This is a genomic window from Neisseria sp. HMSC065D04 (genome assembly GCF_001815675.1).
GTDB lineage: Bacteria > Pseudomonadota > Gammaproteobacteria > Burkholderiales > Neisseriaceae > Neisseria.
In genome coordinates this window covers 92,874-111,584 of record NZ_KV821518.1, presented here as the reverse complement: position 1 = coordinate 111,584, position 18,711 = coordinate 92,874, and the positions used below count along the sequence as shown (strand labels likewise).

Below are 18,711 nucleotides of genomic sequence, written 5' to 3'. Positions count from 1 at the left end.
CGCCGTACCGGTTTAAAGTTAATCCACTATACAAATCGACCAGACCCATCGATTGATTTTGCCTTACCCTTTCCCTCTTGATATTCAAAGCATTCTAAACAACAAAAATATTTTCAGACGACCTCCTACCCACTTTGGTAAAATGCACCACACCATAACCCACCCCTTCCTCACTCCCGACCAACTGCCCATGACCAACCAGCGCATCAACCACGAACCCGTCTTCCTGCTTGCTTCCGCCCCTTGGCGCGAGAGCAGTTTGTGGGTGGAGGTGTTCAGCCGCCGTTACGGGCGCGTGGCTTTGCTGGCAAGAAGTGCGCGCAAGCGGCAGAGCGAGTTGCGTGGCGTGTTGGTCCCGTTTGTACCGGTCAGCGCCTCTTGGTACGGCTCGCAAGAGTTGAAAACGCTGCACCGCGCGGAGTGGATAGGCGGCTGGCCGCAGCCGCAAGGTAGGGCTTTGTTCAGCGGCTTATATATCAACGAACTGATGCTCAAGCTGACAACCCGCGAAGACCCGATACCCGAGCTTTACGATGCGCTGGAAGCGGTAATGCGGGCGGTAAGCGGTGAAAACAGCCATACCGCTGCGTTGAGACGCTTTGAATGGACTTTACTCAGCCGTTTGGGATTCGCGCCCGATTTGTTCCACGATGGCAACGGCGAAGCAATCCGTGCCGAAGAAACCTACTGGCTGACGCCTGAAAACGCGGTCGTTCCCATCGAAGAAGCCGAACGCTTCAATCCACGCAATCATGGTGTGGCAGTCGGCGGCGACATTTTGATCCAGCTGCGCGAAGGCGATTTCACCCATCCCGAAAGCCTCGGGCAGTCGCTAAAAATCACGCGCCTGCTGATTGACAACCTCCTGCCCGAAGGCATTAAATCCAGACAGGTTTTGCAACAGCTCCAGCAATTCAGTTTCGGCGTTTAACTTTTTCAGACGACCTTTTCCATCGGCAGGTCGTCTGAAAATCCAAAGAAAGGACACATCATGCTCTTAGGTGTAAACATCGACCACATCGCCACAGTCCGCAACGCCCGCGGCACGACCTATCCCAGCCCCGTGGAAGCGGCGTTGGTCGCGGAAACACACGGTGCGGATTTGATTACCATGCACCTGCGCGAAGACCGCCGCCACATCAAAGACGCGGACGTGTTCGCCGTCAAAAACGCCATCCGCACGCGCCTGAACCTTGAAATGGCATTGACAGAAGAAATGCTGGAAAACGCGCTCAAAGTCATGCCGGAAGACGTGTGCATCGTGCCTGAAAAACGTCAGGAAATCACGACAGAAGGCGGTTTGGACGTATTGGCGCAACAGGAAAAAATCGCCGAGTTCACCAAAATCCTGACCGACGCAGGCATCCGCGTCTCGCTCTTTATCGATGCCGACAACGAGCAAATCCAAGCCGCCCATGATGTCGGCGCGCCCGTTATCGAGCTGCACACCGGCGCATACGCCGATGCACACAGCCACGCCGAACAAATCAAGCAATTCGAGCGTCTGCAAAACGGCGCGCATTTTGCCAGTGATTTGGGCTTGGTCGTCAACGCCGGACACGGCCTGACCATACACAACGTTACCCCCATCGCCCAAATCCTCGCCATCCGCGAGCTGAACATCGGGCATTCGCTGATTGCCCAAGCCCTCTTCCTCGGCCTGCCCGAAGCCGTCCGCCAGATGAAGGAAACCATGTTCAGGGCAAGAATGCTGCCTTGATAGGCGACACCACCTTTTCAGACGACCTTCTCTCAACAAGGAGACCACCGCATGATTTACGGCATAGGCACAGACATCGTTTCCCTCAAACGCATCATCCGCCTGAGCAAAAAATTCGGACAAGCGTTTGCCGAGCGCATCCTCACCCCCGAAGAACTGCTCGAATTCCCGCAGGCGGGCAAACCCGTCAACTACCTTGCCAAACGCTTTGCCGCCAAAGAAGCCTTCGCCAAAGCCGTAGGCACGGGCATACGCGGCGCTGTTTCCTTCCGCAACATCGGCATCGGGCATGACGCATTGGGCAAACCCGAATTCTTCTACGCCCCCGCCCTGTCCAAATGGCTGGAAGAACAAGGCATCAGCCACGTCAGCCTCAGCATGAGCGACGAAGAAGATACCGTGTTGGCATTTGTCGTTGCCGAAAAATAAGACAGCCCCCATTGGCAGGTCAGATTCCCAAATCCGACCTTTCCGAATTTTCAGACGACCCTTCTCCCTATTCCCATGACCCAAGACACCCGCCCCCTTATCCGCGTCGTTGCCGGCATCCTGCTCAACCAAGACGGCGACTACCTACTCAGTTCCCGTCCCGAAGGCAAACCCTATGCCGGATATTGGGAATTTGCCGGCGGCAAAGTCGAAGCGGGCGAAACCGACTTCCAAGCCCTGCAACGCGAGTTTGAAGAAGAACTCGGCATCCGCATCCTAGCCGCCACGCCTTGGCTGACCAAAATCCATTCCTACGAACACGCCCGCGTCTGCCTGAAATTCCTATGGGTAAACCCCGACCAATGGACAGGCGAACCCCAATCCCGCGAAGGACAAGCATGGTCGTGGCAAAAAGCGGGCGATTTCAACGTCGCCCCCATGCTGCCCGCCAACGGTCCGCTGCTGCGCGCCCTCTCCGTCCCGCGCCGGCTTCAAGGTCGTCTGAAAACCGGTTTGTACGGACAAAACAGCACCGGCGAATACCGCGTCGTCCCCTACTCCCTAGCCGAACCGCACCACGCCAACATCCTCATCTCAGAAACCGAACTGCACAAGCTCGGCAAACTGCCCCAAGCCCAAAGCGTTTGGGTGTCGGTACACACCCGCGAACAATGGCAGCGTGTTCAAGATGCCGACGTCGTCGTTTGGCAAGTCAACGACGACGCAAGCGCACGACAAGTGCTTGAAATATTGGAACAAGGCGTATCCGTTCTGCTGGTTGTCGCCGCGCCCGAAACACTGGTTTCAAACTACCGCGACCGCTGGCTCTCAGCAGGCGCACACGCCGTCCTGACCGACAACGACACCGAGGTCGTCTGAAATGGACAAAAACCGCAAACTCCTCCTCGCAGGCGTCCTCCTCATCCTCTTCGCCGCCGCCAAACTCCTGCTGCTGGACTGGTGGCAAAAACAACAGCCCCAAGCCCGCGCCACCGAGTGCAACCTCATCAAAGGCTGCATCCTGCCCGACGGCTCGCACGTCCGCTCCACCCCCATCAGCCACCGCTCCGCCTTCGACATCACCGTCGAAAACACCCCGGTCGAAACACAACAAGTCAGCATCAGCTTCAGCATGAAAGACATGGACATGGGCTTCAACCGCTATATGCTCCAACAACAATTCCCGCGCACCTGGCAAGCGCGCCAAATCCACCTGCCCGTCTGCGTCGAAGGCAGACGCGACTACATCGCCGACATCACCATAGGCGGACAGACTTTTCAGACGACCTTTACCGCCCAATAGGCTTTCTACGCGTATTCAGACAAGAAAACTTTTCGTCGAATGGCTCATCACGGATTCAATTTCAATCAGAAACCTGAAAAGAGTGCCTATAACATGAAAGCGATTGTTTAGATGTTTTTCACACTAAACAATCGCTTTCTTCAGGTTTAAACAACATAAAACCATGCCGGATAATATAGTGGATTAACTTTAAACCAGGACGGCGTTACCTCGCCTTAGCTCAAAGAGAACGATTCTCTAAGGTGCTGAAGCACCAAGTGAATCGGTTCCGTACTATCTGTACTGTCTGCACGGCTTCCGCCTTGTCCTGATTTAAATTTAATCCACTATATTAAAAACCCACCCACATCGCAATCTAATGCTTCCCAATCTCCCTATTTAAGTTTGCTTATCAATAAAAACAGACAAAGCAGCCCAAGAATATTCAAAAAATATCTTTGAATTCAATATTTATATCAAACCTTCATTATAAAAATAATATAAACACCCCATTTATTAATTATATTACTGTCAACACTCTGATTTTGTGCTATATTGTGACGAAATAACCATTATTCAGAAATTGAGAAGAAAACTATGAAAACCGCCTCCGACTTCATCCGCGACGACATCAAATCCATGTCCGCCTACCGAATTGCCGACTTGCCCGAAGGCTTCATCAAGCTGGATGCAATGGAAAGCCCGTATCATCCGTTTGCCCGTTTCCCCGAGCTGTCAAACGAATGGCTGCGGCTGATTGCCCGAGCGCCGATTCATCTTTACCCCAATCCCGCCGCCAGCGGGCTGCAGGAAACTTTAAGAAAAGCCTTCAACATTCCTGAATCTGCCGCCATCGCTTTAGGAAACGGCTCGGACGAGTTAATCCAATTCATGACCCTGCTCGTTGCCCAATCCGGCGCGACCATGCTGGCGGTAGAGCCGAGTTTCGTGATGTATCGGCATAATGCCGAGCTGTACGGCATGAATTATGTCGGCGTACCGCTCAATGAAGATTTCACGCTTGATTTGCCCGCCGTTTTATCCGCCATCGACAAACATCAGCCCGCGTTGATTTTCATTGCCTACCCGAACAATCCGACAGGCGTATGCTTCCGCCGCGAAGAAGTGGAAGCCATTATCCACGCGGCGCGCGGCATCGTCGTTGTCGATGAAGCATACGGCGCATTCAGCCGCGACAGTTTTCTGCCGCAGGCGGGCAGCATCGAAAATCTGGTCGTGATGCGCACCATCAGCAAAATCGGTTTTGCCGGACTGCGCATCGGCTATGCGGCAGGAAGCCCCGCCGTAATGGGTGAGCTGGCTAAAATCCTGCCGCCCTACAATATGAACCAATTAAGCTTGGCGACCGCCAAATTTGCCCTGCAACACCACGACACGATTCAGACGACCATCGATATTTTAAAAGCCGAGCGCGAACGCGTTTTCAGCGGATTGTCCGCCATAGGTCGTCTGAAAGCCTTCCCCAGCGAAGCGAATTTCATTACCGCGCGCGTCCCCGATGCAGACGCATTGTTTAACACGTTTAAAGAAAACCGCATCCTGATTAAGAAACTCCACGGCACGCATCCGCTTTTGGCGCAATGCGTCCGCATTACCATCGGCAGTCCCGAGCAAAACGATGCCGTACTGGACATTATCCGCAAGCTTTATGCCTGATTTTTTAAAACCTCACAGAGAGTAAACCTATGACCATCACTCAACTCCACCTTGCCAATTTCCTGCAGCTTGTCGAAGAAGCAGGCTCGCTGACCAAACTTGCCCGCAAATGCGGTTACGACAACGCGGCATCCCTGTCCCAACTGAAACGCCGCCTTGAAGAGCAGGCAGAAGACGAAAAAGCGCGCGGCATCCGCCCCAGCCTTGCCGCCAAACTCGAAGCCGGCATGCACAAACGCAAAGGCTGGTTAAACCGCGACCACAGCAAAGACAAAGAAAAAGCCGCAGCCGCCGAAGCCGCCCGCCAAGAGCGTGCCGCCCAAGCAGCCGCCGCCGCCGCACCGGCATTCCATATGCCCGCAGAAGGCCGCGCAGTCAGCATCACCCGCAACACCAGCGAAACCCAAATCACCCTCAGCCTCAACCTCGACGGCACCGGACAATACCGTTTCGACACCGGCGTCCCCTTCCTTGAGCATATGCTTGCCCAAGTCGCCCGCCACGGCATGATCGACCTCGACATCACCTGCAAAGGCGACTTGCACATCGACGACCACCACACCGTCGAAGACATCGGCATCGTACTCGGACAAGCCCTGAAACAAGCCTTGGGCAGCAAAGCCGGCATCCGCCGCTACGGTCATGCCTACGTTCCGCTTGACGAAGCCTTGAGCCGCGTTGTCATCGACCTCTCCGGCCGCCCCGGACTCGTCTACAACATCGACTTCACCCGCGCCCTCATCGGACGTTTTGACGTTGACCTGTTTGAAGAATTCTTCCACGGCGTCGTCAACCACAGCATGATGACCCTGCACATCGACAACCTCAGCGGCTGCAATGCCCACCACCAAGCCGAAACCGTATTCAAAGCCTTCGGCCGCGCCCTGCGCATGGCGGCAGAATACGACCCGCGCATGGCAGGACAAACCCCGTCCACCAAAGGCACCTTGAGCGACGAATCCGTTGCCGTTGAAGTTACCGTTGAAAAAGAAGCGCAAAGCGAAGCGTAATCCGCTTTAAAAAAGGTCGTCTGAAAACCGGAAAACAGGTTTTCAGACGACCTTTGCGTTTGCAGCAGGCATTGTTCCAAACAGCAATCGGCAAAAACATCGCAAATGAAAGCAGAAAGCATCCGCCCGCCCTCTTTCCCGCATCGATGTAAATCCATCTTAAATCGCAGACAACCCAAAATAAAAATCCATAGCCCAAATCTCACCCACAAATTCCGTTCTTCAAAAGCATCTCGTCAAACCACGCACCCTGTTTCCCTATCATTACCCACAAACCCCCAAAAGGTCGTCTGAAAACAGGCATAACAAGTTTTCAGACGACCTCCGATTTGTCAAACCCGCCCGATTTATGGGAAAATCGCACGATTGAATTTAACGAAGGGCGACACCGTGTTAGACAGAGAAGGCTATCGCCCCAATGTCGGTATCATCTTAATCAACAACCGCAACGAAGTCTTTTGGGGCAAGCGTGTGCGTGAACATTCGTGGCAGTTCCCGCAAGGCGGCATCAAGCCGGGCGAAAGCCCCGAAACCGCCATGTACCGCGAGCTGTACGAAGAAGTCGGGCTGTTGCCGCAACATATCAAAATCGTCGGCCGCACGCGCGACTGGCTGCGTTATGACGTGCCGAGCCACTGGGTACGCCGCGAATGGCGCGGTTCGTATCGCGGGCAGAAGCAGATTTGGTATCTTTTGCGGCTGGTCGGGCGCGACAGCGACATCAATCTGCGCGCCTGCCACCATCCCGAATTTGACGGCTGGCGTTGGCACCAATATTGGGCTCCCGTTGACGAAGTGATTGATTTCAAACGCGACGTTTACTTGGGGGCATTAAAAGAACTCTCCTCCCGCTTCCTGCGCGGCATGGAAAGCTACGAAGACTTTACCGCGCGCCTGCCTTTTGACAACCGATAAAATAACGAAACGCAACGCTTTCAGGTCGTCTGAAAGCGTTGTTCTTCCTTTCAGACGACCTCTTTCCCTATGACTAAAAACAACCAATACAGCGAATCTAGCATCACCGTCCTCAAAGGCTTGGAGCCGGTCAAAGAACGTCCCGGCATGTACACACGCACCGACAGCCCGACCCACATCTGCCAAGAAGTCATCGACAACGCGGCGGACGAGGCGTTGGGCGGTTTCGCCACTGAAATCGACGTGCGCATCCACGACGACGGTTCGCTTTCCGTACACGACAACGGACGCGGCATTCCCGTCGGGCTGCACCCTGTCGAAGGCGTACCCGTGGTCGAACTCGTGTTTACCCGTCTGCACGCGGGCGGCAAGTTCAATAAAAAAGACGGCGGCAGCGCGTATGCCTTTTCAGGCGGCCTGCACGGCGTGGGCGTATCCGTTACCAACGCCCTCTCCACCCGCCTTGAGGTCACCGTCAAACGCGAAGGCAAAATCCACCGCATCGTGTTTGCCGGCGGCGATGTGGTCGAACCATTGGCGGAAGTGGGCAAATGCGCCGTCAAAGACAGCGGCACCGAAGTGCGCGTTTGGCCGGACGGCAAATATTTTGAAAGCCCGAATTACAGCATTCCCGAACTCGAACGCCTGCTGCGCGCCAAAGCTGTGCTGCTGCCGGGCGTGCGCGTTTCCCTGACCCGCCCGGTCAAAGGCGAAGACGAAGCGCACACCCAAACCTGGCACTACCCCGACGGCCTGAAAAGCTATCTGACCGACCTGATTGCCGACGCGCAGGAAGCCGTACCGCTGTTCTCCTGCGAAAACTACATTTCAGACGACCACAACGGCGATTTCAGCATCGGCGAAGGTGCCGCGTTTGCCCTGACCTGGCTGGAAGAAGGCTCGTGCGCCAACGAAAGCTACGTCAACCTCATCCCCACCCCGCTGGGCGGCACGCACGAAGCAGGTTTGAAACAAGCCGTGTTCAACGCCGTCAACAACTTCATCAACCTGCACAACCTCCTACCACGCGGCGTGAAAGTGCAAAGCGACGATGTGTTCAGCAAAACCGCCTTCGTCCTCTCCGCCCGCGTCCTCGACCCGCAGTTCCAAGGTCAGACCAAAGACAAACTGACCAACCGCGACGCGTTGAAACTCGTTGCCGCCGTATCGGGCGACCCTTTGGAATTGTGGCTGAACCAAAACGTGGACTTCGGCAAAAAAATCGCCGAACTCGCCATCCGTCAGGCGCAGGCGCGGATGCGTTCGGTTAAAAAAATCGAAAAGAAAAAAGGCAGCGGCGTCGCCGTCCTGCCCGGCAAACTGACCGACTGCGAAAGCGAAGACATCCGCGAAAACGAACTCTTCCTCGTTGAAGGCGATTCCGCCGGCGGCTCCGCCAAACTCGCCCGCGACAAAGCCACCCAAGCCATCCTGCCCCTGCGCGGCAAAGTGCTCAACAGCTTCGAAGTCCACCCCGACCAACTCTTCGGCAACGCCGAAATCCACGACATTTCCGTCGCCATCGGCGTCGATCCGCACGGCATCAACGACAATCCTGACTTAAGCGGCCTGCGTTACGGCAAAATCGCCATCCTGTCCGATGCCGACGTGGACGGCTCGCATATTCAAGTTTTACTGCTGACCCTGTTCTACCGCCACTTCCCGAAACTGGTCGCCGACGGACACATCTACGTCGCCCAGCCGCCGCTGTTCCGCGTCGATGTCAACGCACAAGGCAAAAGCAAACCCGCCCGCAAATTCTACGCCCTCGACCAAAACGAACTCGACAGCATTTTGGAGCGGCTGCAAAAAGAAGGCGTCAAAGAAACTGCCTATTCCATCAGCCGTTTCAAAGGCTTGGGCGAGATGAACCCCGACCAGCTCAAAGACACCACCATGCACCCCGACACCCGCCGCCTGTTGCAGGTGCAAATCCCCGAAGGCGCGGATGACGAAACACGCGACATCTTCGTCAAACTGATGGGCAAAGGCGAAGCCGCCGCCCGCCGCGCATGGATGGAAAAAGAAGGCGATACGGCGGAATTGGATATTTGACGCCGTTGGTTTGAAAAGCAAAAAGGTCGTCTGAAAATTTCAGACGACCTTTGTTGCAAACAGCGGCGTTACGGTTGCCCGCCGTCGCGGATTACCGGGCTGTCCACCCGGCTGCGCCGCAATTCTAGTTGTGTACCAGGATGCCCGGATAATCAACACAGTAGGTATGGTAATCCTCGACCTCGATATTGTAGACCGTGGTGCGGTAGCGACGGTAATGCCGTTGTCCGTCCTCGTCCACATACAGCAGGTTCTTGTCGTTCGGCACGTCCGCCCAATCCAATGTCGGGCGATGCCGCGATTCTTCACCCAGCACCATTTCATAGGTGTTGCCTAAATTCGACTCTTTCCAGCCGTAGGCCAGATTGGTCGGCTGTATCCAAGCCTGATCGGTATCGCGGTAGGCATACAGCGGGCGGTAATCCTCTACTACATAATAACCACGAACACCCAACACCACGTCGCCGCGCTCGAGCTGGTCGGCGCGCCTCCACACCGGTTGTTCGTACAGCCGCATTTCGTAGGGCGTGTGCTTAAATGCCCACAGGGCTTCGTATCTTGCCCTGCCTTCATCCCCGGCAAACACGTCTTCACCATCGTCGTAATCGCAGCCCTTCCAATAGGCACCGAGCTTACCAAATTTGGGATGCTCAAGAATCAGGTTGGTGACCACACCGTACACGCAAAACGGGTGGTTCGGGGTAGCGACCAGAGTCCCCCCTCCCCCGTTCCTTTCGGGGAATTGGGAAAACTTCAGCATCACTACTTCCTTGTCCTCATAACGGAAGGTATTCACCACCCGCTTGGGAACGGCCTCGCCGATGCCGTTTTCAGGACGCGACATCACCAAATCACCCACCTTCAGTTCGTCTATCGGCGTCCAGCCTTCTTCCGTTTCTACCAAGGTGCCCTTCATAAAGCAGCCCATGCTGGAGGATAGGGCGTTTCCTACGGCGTGTTGTCCATTCAATTTGTTCATATTGTTTCCCGAAATTGTGTTTTTAAAAGTTTCTGATTAAAGGAGGTGGCTATATAGACACCTCGTATCACTTGTAAGGTCGTCTGAAAACGGATTTGGGTTTTCAGACGACCTTTTTACATTATGCCGCCAAACATAGTTAAAAAATCATGCAGTAATCTTCAAAAATCTGATAGAAGGTATTTCCATATTATTCCCTCAGCAATTGCTCAATATGCATATTTTAAATGAGAAAATATATTTATGGCTGACAAAGACCGTTTTCTTGATAATAATATTGACCCTGACTCAGAATGAATTGAAAGCATAAAAGGTCGTCTGAACGCCAATCGTTTCAAACCATCATCTAAGGACATTCATAAATGGTACGCCTTACCTCATCCCTATTGTTACTTATCACCGGCCTTTCACTTACCGCTTGCGGCTCTAGCATTGATTACGACCGCCAAGGATTGGAGCACAGCCAACAAATGTGGCAGCAGCGGCTGGACAGCCTTCCAATCGGCGCAACTGAAGCGCAACTACGCGACTGGCAAAACAAATACGGATTAAAACTGGCGTTTCAAGAACCTGACCATTATTACAGTTCCAACCTGCCCGAAGGCCATTTCCCCGTAAAAAAACATTGGTCCAAATTCAGCCCTTGCGATGCTTTTTTCTTATCTTTGACCATCCAAACCAATGAGCAAAAGCAAGTGGTAAAAAAAGAACTGAAAGCATTGGGCAGCTGCATATAAACCGTCTATGATTCAGATCGTCTGAAATCCAAAATCCGTTTTTCAGACGACCCGGACTTCGGATTTAAACTTTATCCATCATCAACATAAACTAACGCTCATCAATAAAGACTACAACATGAATTATCGCGAAATTATTAATGAACTAAATGAAAACCTACATGCATTTCCCGAAGCTGAAACCGTGTTTTCCGAAAAGCAGCCATGGTTGAAAGAACATTTTCTGCCTTGTATCAGTATCGACTTAGTGGAAATCAATCCCGAATGGAAAGGCATAACGCTGCATTTGATCAATCCGCAGGAACCGGGCGACGGCTTAATCGGCGAGCTGACGCAGTTCGCCCATAATGAATTTATCGGAATTAACTGGCTTTCATTCCGCTTGACTGAAGACAACCGTTACGAATTTTTGGGTGACGAGCGTTATTTTCTCCGCAGCCCGGCCAACAAACATTTGCTGACCGATCCGTATTTGGAAAAAGATTTTGCCGAAAACCTGAAAAACTATGCCGAACATAAAAAAGCATTTCAGGAAAAAACAGGGTATTACGGTGGAGAGCCCTATTACAGCGAGTATGACGGATTATTTCTGAACAGCTTGGGTGGAGAACGCATTGAAAGCAGCAACTGGTCAACCTCAGACGACATCCCGTCTGCTTACAAAATGACGCAAGACGAAGACGGGAACGTCACCATTACCCACAATGGCAATCGTTTTTACCATATCGCCTCAGCTTGCGGCTATTCCTATTCCCATGGCGCAGACAATATTGTCATGCTGTACGAGCCGATCAGCAGACTTGTTCTATTTACTTACGATTGGACATAAACCATGAGCGAATTAAACGACCAAACCTACGACACCATTTGCCGGCTTTGCGAACAAGGCGACACATTGGCGGAAGACGGGCAATACGCCGAGGCACTCGACCTTTATTGGCAGGCATGGGATTTGTTGCCCGAACCGAAAACCGACTGGGAAGCGGCAACATGGATTCTGGCAGCCATCGGCGATGCGGATTTCTTGAGCGGCGATTTTACCGCCGCGCACGAGCATTTAAGCCACGCTATGTATTGCCCGGACGCAATCGGCAACCCGTTTTTGCATTTGCGTTTAGGACAGGCGCAGTTTGAATTGGGCAATATGGAACGCGCCGCTGACGAGTTGATGCGCGCCTACATGGGTTTGGACGACGAAGCGTGGCTGGACGAAGACCCGAAATATCTGAATTTCTTAGCCACCGTGGCAGAAGGCATTGAAAACCACAGCCGAAAAAACCACTAATGCAATATAGGCTGCGCCCTGTTTTTCAGACGACCCGAACTTCAAACCAGTTATATAGTGGATTAACTCTAAATCAGGACAAGGCGACGAAGCCGCAGACAGTACAGATAGTACGTTCAGCACCTTAGAGAATCGTTCTCTTTGAGCTAAGGCGAGGCAACGCGCCGTACTGGTTTAAAGTTAATCCACTATAAAAGGTCGTCTGAAAACCGGTCCCACCTAAAACTCAAAAGGAATCCATCATGTACACCTGCACTTCCTGCGGCGAAAAACATGAAGACATGCCTGCGCTCTGTTTTGCCACTCCCGATCCCTATAACCAACTCAGTGAAGAAGAACGCATTGCTTATCAAGCGGAATGCGATTCTGATTTCTGTATCATCCGCTATCCCGACCAAACCGACCGTTTTATCCGCGCGGTGTTGCTTATTCCGATTATCGGGCATGAGGAAACGCTGGAATACGGCGTGTGGGTATCCGTCAGTGAAAAGAGTTTTAACGACTATCAAAGCGACTTTCACGACAATCCGGAAAACGTCGTTTATTTCGGCAGGATATGCAACCGGCTGCCCCCTTACGAATCCGACACCTTCGGTCTGCACTGCAATGTCGTTACCCAGTCCGACAACCGACGTCCCCTGCTGCAACTCCATCAAGGTAGCGAACATCCGCTGGTACGCGACTTTTATCACGGCATAGAATATGCCGAAGCGCAGGCAAGGATAGAGGCGGCATTCGGGGCAGACTATTAAGGACCAAATGACAAACCGCCCTCTATTGAACGAAACCATGCACAACGGCTCCCGCCTGTTCCTGCAACTGCCGCAAACCTACCCGCCGTCGAGCCTGCTGCGGCAAATTGTCCGCTTAGGCGGAACCATTACCGCCTTCGTTTCTGATGAAATAACAGGCGAAACGTGGATAGATTTCGGTTACAAGGGCTGGAAGTTCAGTATTCACAACCCATATGGTGAATATTGGTTTTTTGCCGAAAACAGTGAATGCCCCGAAGCTATATTGCAATCTATGATTCAGGTCGTCTGAAATCCAAAGTCCGGTTTTCAGACGACCTCAAATAAGGATCAACATGAAATACAAAGACCTACGCGACTTCATCGCCATGCTCGAACAGCAGGGCAAACTCAAGCGCGTCGCGCATCCCGTTTCCCCGCATTTGGAAATGACCGAAATCGCCGACCGCGTACTGCGTGCCGAAGGGCCGGCGTTGTTGTTTGAAAACCCGATTAAGCCCGACGGTACGCGCTACGACTATCCCATGTTGGCAAACCTGTTCGGCACGCCCGAACGCGTGGCGATGGGCATGGGCGCGGACAGTGTGTCGAAGCTGCGCGAAATCGGGCAGACGTTGGCGTATTTGAAAGAACCCGAACCGCCCAAAGGTATCAAAGACGCGTTTTCCAAACTGCCGCTGCTGAAAGACATTTGGAGCATGGCGCCGAACGTGGTGAAAAATGCGCCGTGTCAGGAAATCGTGCGGGAAGGTAAAGACGTTGATTTGTATAAACTTCCGATTCAACATTGCTGGCCGGAAGACGTTGCGCCTCTGGTAACATGGGGCTTGACCGTAACGCGCGGGCCGCACAAAAAACGCCAAAATCTCGGCATTTACCGCCAACAGTTAATCGGCAAAAACAAGCTGATTATGCGCTGGCTGTCGCATCGCGGCGGCGCGTTGGATTATCAGGAGTTCCGCAAACTCAATCCCGATACGCCGTATCCCGTCGCCGTCGTACTCGGCTGCGACCCTGCCACCATTTTGGGTGCGGTAACGCCCGTTCCCGATACCTTGAGCGAATACCAGTTTGCCGGACTGCTGCGCGGTTCGCGGACGGAACTGGTGAAATGTATCGGCAACGATTTGCAAGTGCCTGCCCGTGCAGAAATCGTGCTGGAAGGCGTCATCCATCCGAACGAAACCGCGTTGGAAGGCCCATACGGCGACCACACGGGCTATTACAACGAGCAGGACCATTTCCCCGTGTTCACGGTCGAACGCATTACCATGCGCGAAAACCCGATTTACCACTCCACCTACACGGGCAAACCGCCCGATGAACCCGCCGTTTTGGGCGTGGCGTTGAACGAAGTGTTCGTACCGCTCTTGCAAAAGCAGTTCCCCGAAATCACCGATTTCTATCTGCCGCCCGAAGGCTGCTCCTACCGCATGGCGGTGGTCAGCATGAAAAAACAGTACGCCGGACACGCCAAGCGCGTGATGATGGGCTGCTGGTCGTTCCTGCGCCAATTTATGTACACCAAATTCATCATCGTGGTCGATGACGACGTGAACGTGCGCGACTGGAAAGAAGTCATCTGGGCGGTAACCACGCGTATGGATCCCGTACGCGACACCGTTTTGATGGAAAACACGCCCATCGACTATCTCGACTTCGCCAGCCCCGTCAGCGGACTCGGCGGCAAAATGGGCTTGGACGCGACCAACAAATGGCCGGGCGAAACCGACCGCGAATGGGGGCGGGTGATCAAAAAAGACCCTGCGGTTACGGCTAAGATTGATGAGATTTGGGGGGAGTTGGGGTTGTGAACCAAAAGTGCAGGCTGCTTTTCGCACATTCAAAACCAGAAGCAGCCTGCACTTTGCTAAGGTCGTCTGAAAGCAGCGTTTCAACAAAATTTCCAAACAATATTAGGTATTTTTGAGTATGGAAACACGAAAAACATCCCGCCTAATCCTCCGCTCTTGGGCGCTGACCGATGCCGAAGCGGTGTATAAACAAGCCCGCAACCCTAAAATCGGAGCGATGTGCGGCTGGCCTCCTCATACCAGCGTGGCGGAAAGCCGCGAAATTATTGAACACGTCCTCCGCAAGCCGCATAGTTTTGCCATTTGCTTGGAAGATAATCAAGCGATAGGCAGCATCGGCCTACTTTTTCAAAACGACATCAATCTGCCGATGAGCGACCGTGAAGCGGAAATAGGTTATTGGCTGGGCGAGGATTTTTGGGGAAAGGGCTATGCAACTGAAGCGGTGCAATCAGTTGTCGCCTATGCTTTTGAGGAATTGTCTCTGGTGCGGCTTTGGGGTGGAATTTATCAGGAAAATACCCCTTCGCAACGCGTGCTGGAAAAATGCGGATTTTATCCTCATCACATTGAAGAACACTTCTTTTCCAAACCAACGGGTGAGACGCATAGGGCGGTAATATATGCGTTGGAGAAAGAGTAGTCGTCGGAATGTACTCGTAAAGCAACATATCTTGCTTGTTTTAAACCGCATTAAGCACTAAAAGGGTCGTCTGAAATCAAGTTTTCAGACGACCCTTTTAACCGATAAAACTTTACAATAACTTATCTAATTATTGCATGTTGCCGATACACCCCTGATTTAAAACTCATTCACTCTGAAGCAATCGCCCCGCCACCAGATACCCAAACCCCACTGCCGATATTTCGAACAGCATTTTTTTGGCTATATAAAGCATTACTTTACAGATTTTTTGATATAATTTTGACTATCCGTTTAGATAACCCGTTGATACCACCCTCTGCGTGTTTTCAGACGGCCTATCAAAAATATAACTTGTTTTCCAAATAAAAGGCCGCCCGCTCTATGCACGAAACTTTTTCCCTCGCACCCATCGTTATCGTCCTCCTTGTTTCCGTCATTACGGTGATTTATTGCCGTAAATTCAACATTCCTTCCATGCTCGGTTATCTTTTAGTCGGCTTTATCGCCGGTCCGGGTATGTTGAAGCTGATTCCTCAAGGCCATGCGACTGATTATCTGGGCGAAATCGGTATCGTATTCCTGATGTTCAGTATCGGTCTCGAATTCTCCCTACCCAAGCTCAAAGCGATGCGCCGTTTGGTGTTCGGGCTGGGCGGTTTGCAGGTCATTGTGACCATGTTGTCGATTATCGGCATTTTGATGTTGATGGGCGTCAGCTTTAATTGGGCGTTTGCCGCAGCAGGGGCGATGACCATGTCGTCCACGGCAATCGTCAGCCGCATCCTGTCCGAAAAAACCGAATTAGGACAGCCGCACGGTCAAATGGCGATGGGCGTCTTGTTGATGCAGGATATTGCCGTCGTACCGCTGATGATCCTGATTCCCGCGTTGTCAGGAAAGGGCGATGAAGGCAGCTTGGGAGCGGCGCTCGGTCTTGCCGGATTGAAAATGCTGGTCACGCTGGGCGTATTATTCGTCGTCGGCAGCAAGGTGATGTCGCGTTGGTTCAGACTGGTCGCCAAACGCAAGTCGTCTGAATTGTTCATGATCAACGTCCTGCTGGTAACCTTGGGCGTAGCTTATCTGACCGAACTGGAAGGCTTGTCGATGGCATTGGGCGCATTCGTCGCCGGTATGCTGCTTTCGGAAACAGAATACCGTTTCCAAGTGGAAGACGACATCCGTCCGTTCCGCGATATTCTGCTCGGCTTCTTCTTTATCACGGTCGGCATGAAACTGGATATCCAGGCTTTAATCGGCGGCTGGCAGCAGATTCTGATTTTGCTGGCAATCCTGCTGGTATTGAAAGCATTGGTCGTCTTTTTTATCGCCTTGCATATGAAGCATCCGATTGCGGACAGCTTGAAAACAGCCCTCTACTTGGCACAAGGCGGCGAATTCGGTTTTGTGATGTTAAACATCTCCAGCAAAATGAATATGGTGTCGCCCGAGCTGGAGCAGGCAGCTACGGCAGCGATTCTGTTGTCCATGATTATCGCCCCATTCATCTTGGGCAGCAGCGATGCCATCGTCAGCCGTTTTGTCAAATCAAGCTGGGATATGAAGGCATTGGATTTGCACAGCATGTTGGTAGAAACCATGAGCAAATCCGACCACGTCCTGATTATCGGTTTCGGACGCGGCGGTCAGACCGTCGGACGCGTCTTGGCTCAGGAAAACATCCCCTACTTCGCCCTCGACCTTGATATCGGCAGGGTTCAGGTGGCGCGCAATGCGGGCGAGCCGGTTTCGTTCGGCGATGCCAAGCGGCGGGAAGTCTTGGAAGCCGCAGGTTTGGAACGCGCCAAAATGGTGGTCATTACCCTGAACAATATGCACGAAACCCAGCATGTTCTCGACAATATCATGTCACTGCATCCGAGTATGCCCGTGTATGTTCGGGCGACCAATGACGATTACGTCAAAATCTTCACAGATATGGGCGCAGAAGAAGCAGTATCCGATACCAAAGAAACCAGCTTGGTGCTGGCAAGCTACGCCATGTTGGGCAATGGCGCGACATACAGCCACGTTTATCAAACCATTACCAACATCCGACACAGCCGCTACGCCTCTCTGGAAGGCTTGTTTGTCGGCAGCGATGATGAAAACGGATTCGGTGAAGAAGGCAAATCCATATGCCGCCACGCCTTCCCTCTGACCGGCGAAGCCTACGCCATCGGCAAAACCATCCGTGATTTGCCTTTGGATAACGCCGGCATCAAACTTCTATTTATCCGCCGCAACACAAGCAGGATAGAAAACCCCGACTTGGATTTCCAGCTTCAACCGAATGATATTTTGGTCGTCGCAGGCAGACAGGAGGAAATTATTTCTTTTGAAAACTGGAGTTTGCAAGGAAATACCTAATACACTGAAAAATAAAGCTTGCGCGGCAGATGCTTTTTTGATTTAATAGCGTCTTCGCAAATACAGCGACAAGGGTGATTAGCTCAGTTGGTAGAGCGTCTGCCTTACAAGCAGAATGTCGGCGGTTCGACTCCGTCATCACCCACCAGTTTTCCTTTCATTGTTGCAAAACAATGATGCGCGGTGGTAGCTCAGTTGGTTAGAGTACCGGCCTGTCACGCCGGGGGTCGCGGGTTCGAGCCCCGTCCGCCGCGCCAAATTTCAAAAATACTGACATCGTCGGTATTTTTTATTTTAGGGTGATTAGCTCAGTTGGTAGAGCGTCTGCCTTACAAGCAGAATGTCGGCGGTTCGACTCCGTCATCACCCACCAGTTTTCCTTTCATTGTTGCAAAACAATGATGCGCGGTGGTAGCTCAGTTGGTTAGAGTACCGGCCTGTCACGCCGGGGGTCGCGGGTTCGAGCCCCGTCCGCCGCGCCAAATTTTAAAAATACCGGCTTTTGCCGGTATTTTTTTGCGCGTAAGAAACGAACGTAGAAAAAGAGCGGTATTTAGTTTTTCAGACGACGTGCATTAGGAAGGTCGTCTGAAAAGCTTCAATCAGCGTTCTCATCGCGTTTATCATACTTTCTCAGGAAAATCACTGTCCAAATCAAGCTGATTAAAATACTGCCAAAAAAGGCAATCTCAAAGAAAACAACCAAATCCCCGAGGCAGCTGACTCCGCAATTTCCGCTATTACTGCTCAGAAAATCATTAATATAAGCGACAACATAAAGAATTGCCACAAACTCAGGAATAGCCATCAACCAAATACCTAAAACATTCAACCATTTCATCAGCGTCTTACAACCTCTTTTTTAGCATTTAGGCAGTATATATGACAGTATGACAGAAGACAATGCACCAGCGATGGCCACATACAGACTGAACATGCCGAAAAAGAAAAGATTTCTCCCCCTTCCACTCCATCATCTGAAGGAAAATCAAAGAGGAAAAAATCCAATAATATAGTGGATTAAATTTAAATCAGGACAA

19 protein-coding genes and 4 tRNA genes are annotated in these 18,711 nt (G+C 52.3%); 21 read left to right on the top strand and 2 right to left on the bottom strand.

Annotated elements, in window-relative coordinates:
* Positions 1 to 190 precede the first annotated feature (190 nt).
* The 9 genes from recO (at position 191) to parE (ending at position 9,088) form a co-directional block, all read left to right on the top strand.
* On the top strand, positions 191 to 931 hold the full coding sequence (gene recO / locus HMPREF3050_RS07260; protein ID WP_210399921.1) for a DNA repair protein RecO: 741 nt from the start codon (positions 191 to 193) through the stop codon (positions 929 to 931).
* 60 nt (positions 932 to 991) lie between these two features.
* Positions 992 to 1,720: a pyridoxine 5'-phosphate synthase gene (gene pdxJ, locus HMPREF3050_RS07255; protein ID WP_003777166.1), complete on the top strand. Its 729-nt coding sequence runs from the start codon at positions 992 to 994 to the stop codon at positions 1,718 to 1,720.
* Positions 1,721 to 1,771: 51 nt separating this feature from the next.
* Positions 1,772 to 2,149: a holo-ACP synthase gene (acpS, locus tag HMPREF3050_RS07250; RefSeq protein WP_003777163.1), complete on the top strand. Its 378-nt coding sequence runs from the start codon at positions 1,772 to 1,774 to the stop codon at positions 2,147 to 2,149.
* Between the two features lie 75 nt (positions 2,150 to 2,224).
* Complete coding sequence (locus HMPREF3050_RS07245) at positions 2,225 to 3,028, top strand: NUDIX domain-containing protein (RefSeq protein ID WP_070774274.1); 804 nt, start codon at positions 2,225 to 2,227, stop codon at positions 3,026 to 3,028.
* Position 3,029: 1 nt separating this feature from the next.
* Positions 3,030 to 3,452 (top strand): hypothetical protein, encoded by a 423-nt coding sequence (locus HMPREF3050_RS07240; RefSeq protein ID WP_070774273.1) that lies wholly within the window; start codon positions 3,030 to 3,032, stop codon positions 3,450 to 3,452.
* A gap of 576 nt (positions 3,453 to 4,028) precedes the next feature.
* Entirely contained in the window at positions 4,029 to 5,108 is a 1,080-nt protein-coding gene (gene hisC / locus HMPREF3050_RS07235; RefSeq protein ID WP_070774272.1) for a histidinol-phosphate transaminase, read from the top strand.
* Between the two features lie 29 nt (positions 5,109 to 5,137).
* Positions 5,138 to 6,118, top strand: a complete 981-nt coding sequence (hisB, locus tag HMPREF3050_RS07230) for an imidazoleglycerol-phosphate dehydratase HisB (RefSeq protein ID WP_070774271.1) — start codon at positions 5,138 to 5,140, stop codon at positions 6,116 to 6,118.
* Positions 6,119 to 6,508: 390 nt separating this feature from the next.
* Positions 6,509 to 7,033 (top strand): RNA pyrophosphohydrolase, encoded by a 525-nt coding sequence (locus HMPREF3050_RS07225; RefSeq protein ID WP_003743450.1) that lies wholly within the window; start codon positions 6,509 to 6,511, stop codon positions 7,031 to 7,033.
* 69 nt (positions 7,034 to 7,102) lie between these two features.
* On the top strand, positions 7,103 to 9,088 hold the full coding sequence (gene parE / locus HMPREF3050_RS07220; RefSeq protein ID WP_070774270.1) for a DNA topoisomerase IV subunit B: 1,986 nt from the start codon (positions 7,103 to 7,105) through the stop codon (positions 9,086 to 9,088).
* A gap of 124 nt (positions 9,089 to 9,212) precedes the next feature.
* On the opposite strand, the gene HMPREF3050_RS07215 is transcribed toward parE, so the two are convergent.
* Complete coding sequence (locus HMPREF3050_RS07215) at positions 9,213 to 10,067, bottom strand: protein C- splicing region (RefSeq protein WP_070774269.1); 855 nt, start codon at positions 10,065 to 10,067, stop codon at positions 9,213 to 9,215.
* A 362-nt stretch (positions 10,068 to 10,429) separates the two neighbouring features.
* On the opposite strand from HMPREF3050_RS07215, the gene HMPREF3050_RS07210 reads away from it, so the two are divergent.
* From HMPREF3050_RS07210 to HMPREF3050_RS07155, 12 genes are all read left to right on the top strand, one after another.
* Entirely contained in the window at positions 10,430 to 10,804 is a 375-nt protein-coding gene (locus HMPREF3050_RS07210) for a hypothetical protein (protein WP_070774268.1), read from the top strand.
* Positions 10,805 to 10,922: 118 nt separating this feature from the next.
* Positions 10,923 to 11,633, top strand: coding sequence for a hypothetical protein (locus tag HMPREF3050_RS07205; RefSeq protein ID WP_070774267.1), 711 nt, complete (start codon positions 10,923 to 10,925; stop codon positions 11,631 to 11,633).
* Positions 11,634 to 11,636: 3 nt separating this feature from the next.
* Complete coding sequence (locus tag HMPREF3050_RS07200) at positions 11,637 to 12,089, top strand: tetratricopeptide repeat protein (protein WP_070774266.1); 453 nt, start codon at positions 11,637 to 11,639, stop codon at positions 12,087 to 12,089.
* 242 nt (positions 12,090 to 12,331) lie between these two features.
* Positions 12,332 to 12,841, top strand: a complete 510-nt coding sequence (locus HMPREF3050_RS07195) for a DUF2199 domain-containing protein (protein ID WP_070774265.1) — start codon at positions 12,332 to 12,334, stop codon at positions 12,839 to 12,841.
* Positions 12,842 to 12,848: 7 nt separating this feature from the next.
* Positions 12,849 to 13,133: a hypothetical protein gene (locus HMPREF3050_RS14630; RefSeq protein ID WP_039408670.1), complete on the top strand. Its 285-nt coding sequence runs from the start codon at positions 12,849 to 12,851 to the stop codon at positions 13,131 to 13,133.
* Positions 13,134 to 13,176: 43 nt separating this feature from the next.
* Positions 13,177 to 14,655 (top strand): 4-hydroxy-3-polyprenylbenzoate decarboxylase, encoded by a 1,479-nt coding sequence (gene ubiD, locus HMPREF3050_RS07185; protein WP_070774264.1) that lies wholly within the window; start codon positions 13,177 to 13,179, stop codon positions 14,653 to 14,655.
* Positions 14,656 to 14,773: 118 nt separating this feature from the next.
* Positions 14,774 to 15,298, top strand: coding sequence for a GNAT family N-acetyltransferase (locus HMPREF3050_RS07180; protein ID WP_070774263.1), 525 nt, complete (start codon positions 14,774 to 14,776; stop codon positions 15,296 to 15,298).
* A 384-nt stretch (positions 15,299 to 15,682) separates the two neighbouring features.
* The gene (locus tag HMPREF3050_RS07175; protein WP_070774262.1) at positions 15,683 to 17,671 is read left to right on the top strand and encodes a monovalent cation:proton antiporter family protein; all 1,989 of its coding nucleotides are present in this window, start codon (positions 15,683 to 15,685) and stop codon (positions 17,669 to 17,671) included.
* Positions 17,672 to 17,743: 72 nt separating this feature from the next.
* A tRNA-Val gene (locus tag HMPREF3050_RS07170) sits at positions 17,744 to 17,819 on the top strand.
* A 32-nt stretch (positions 17,820 to 17,851) separates the two neighbouring features.
* Positions 17,852 to 17,928: transfer RNA gene (locus HMPREF3050_RS07165), tRNA-Asp, on the top strand.
* A 40-nt stretch (positions 17,929 to 17,968) separates the two neighbouring features.
* Positions 17,969 to 18,044 (top strand) — tRNA-Val (locus HMPREF3050_RS07160).
* A gap of 32 nt (positions 18,045 to 18,076) precedes the next feature.
* Positions 18,077 to 18,153 (top strand) — tRNA-Asp (locus tag HMPREF3050_RS07155).
* Between the two features lie 116 nt (positions 18,154 to 18,269).
* On the opposite strand, the gene HMPREF3050_RS07150 is transcribed toward HMPREF3050_RS07155, so the two are convergent.
* The gene (locus HMPREF3050_RS07150) at positions 18,270 to 18,512 is read right to left on the bottom strand and encodes a sodium:glutamate symporter (protein ID WP_070774261.1); all 243 of its coding nucleotides are present in this window, start codon (positions 18,510 to 18,512) and stop codon (positions 18,270 to 18,272) included.
* Positions 18,513 to 18,711 lie beyond the last annotated feature (199 nt).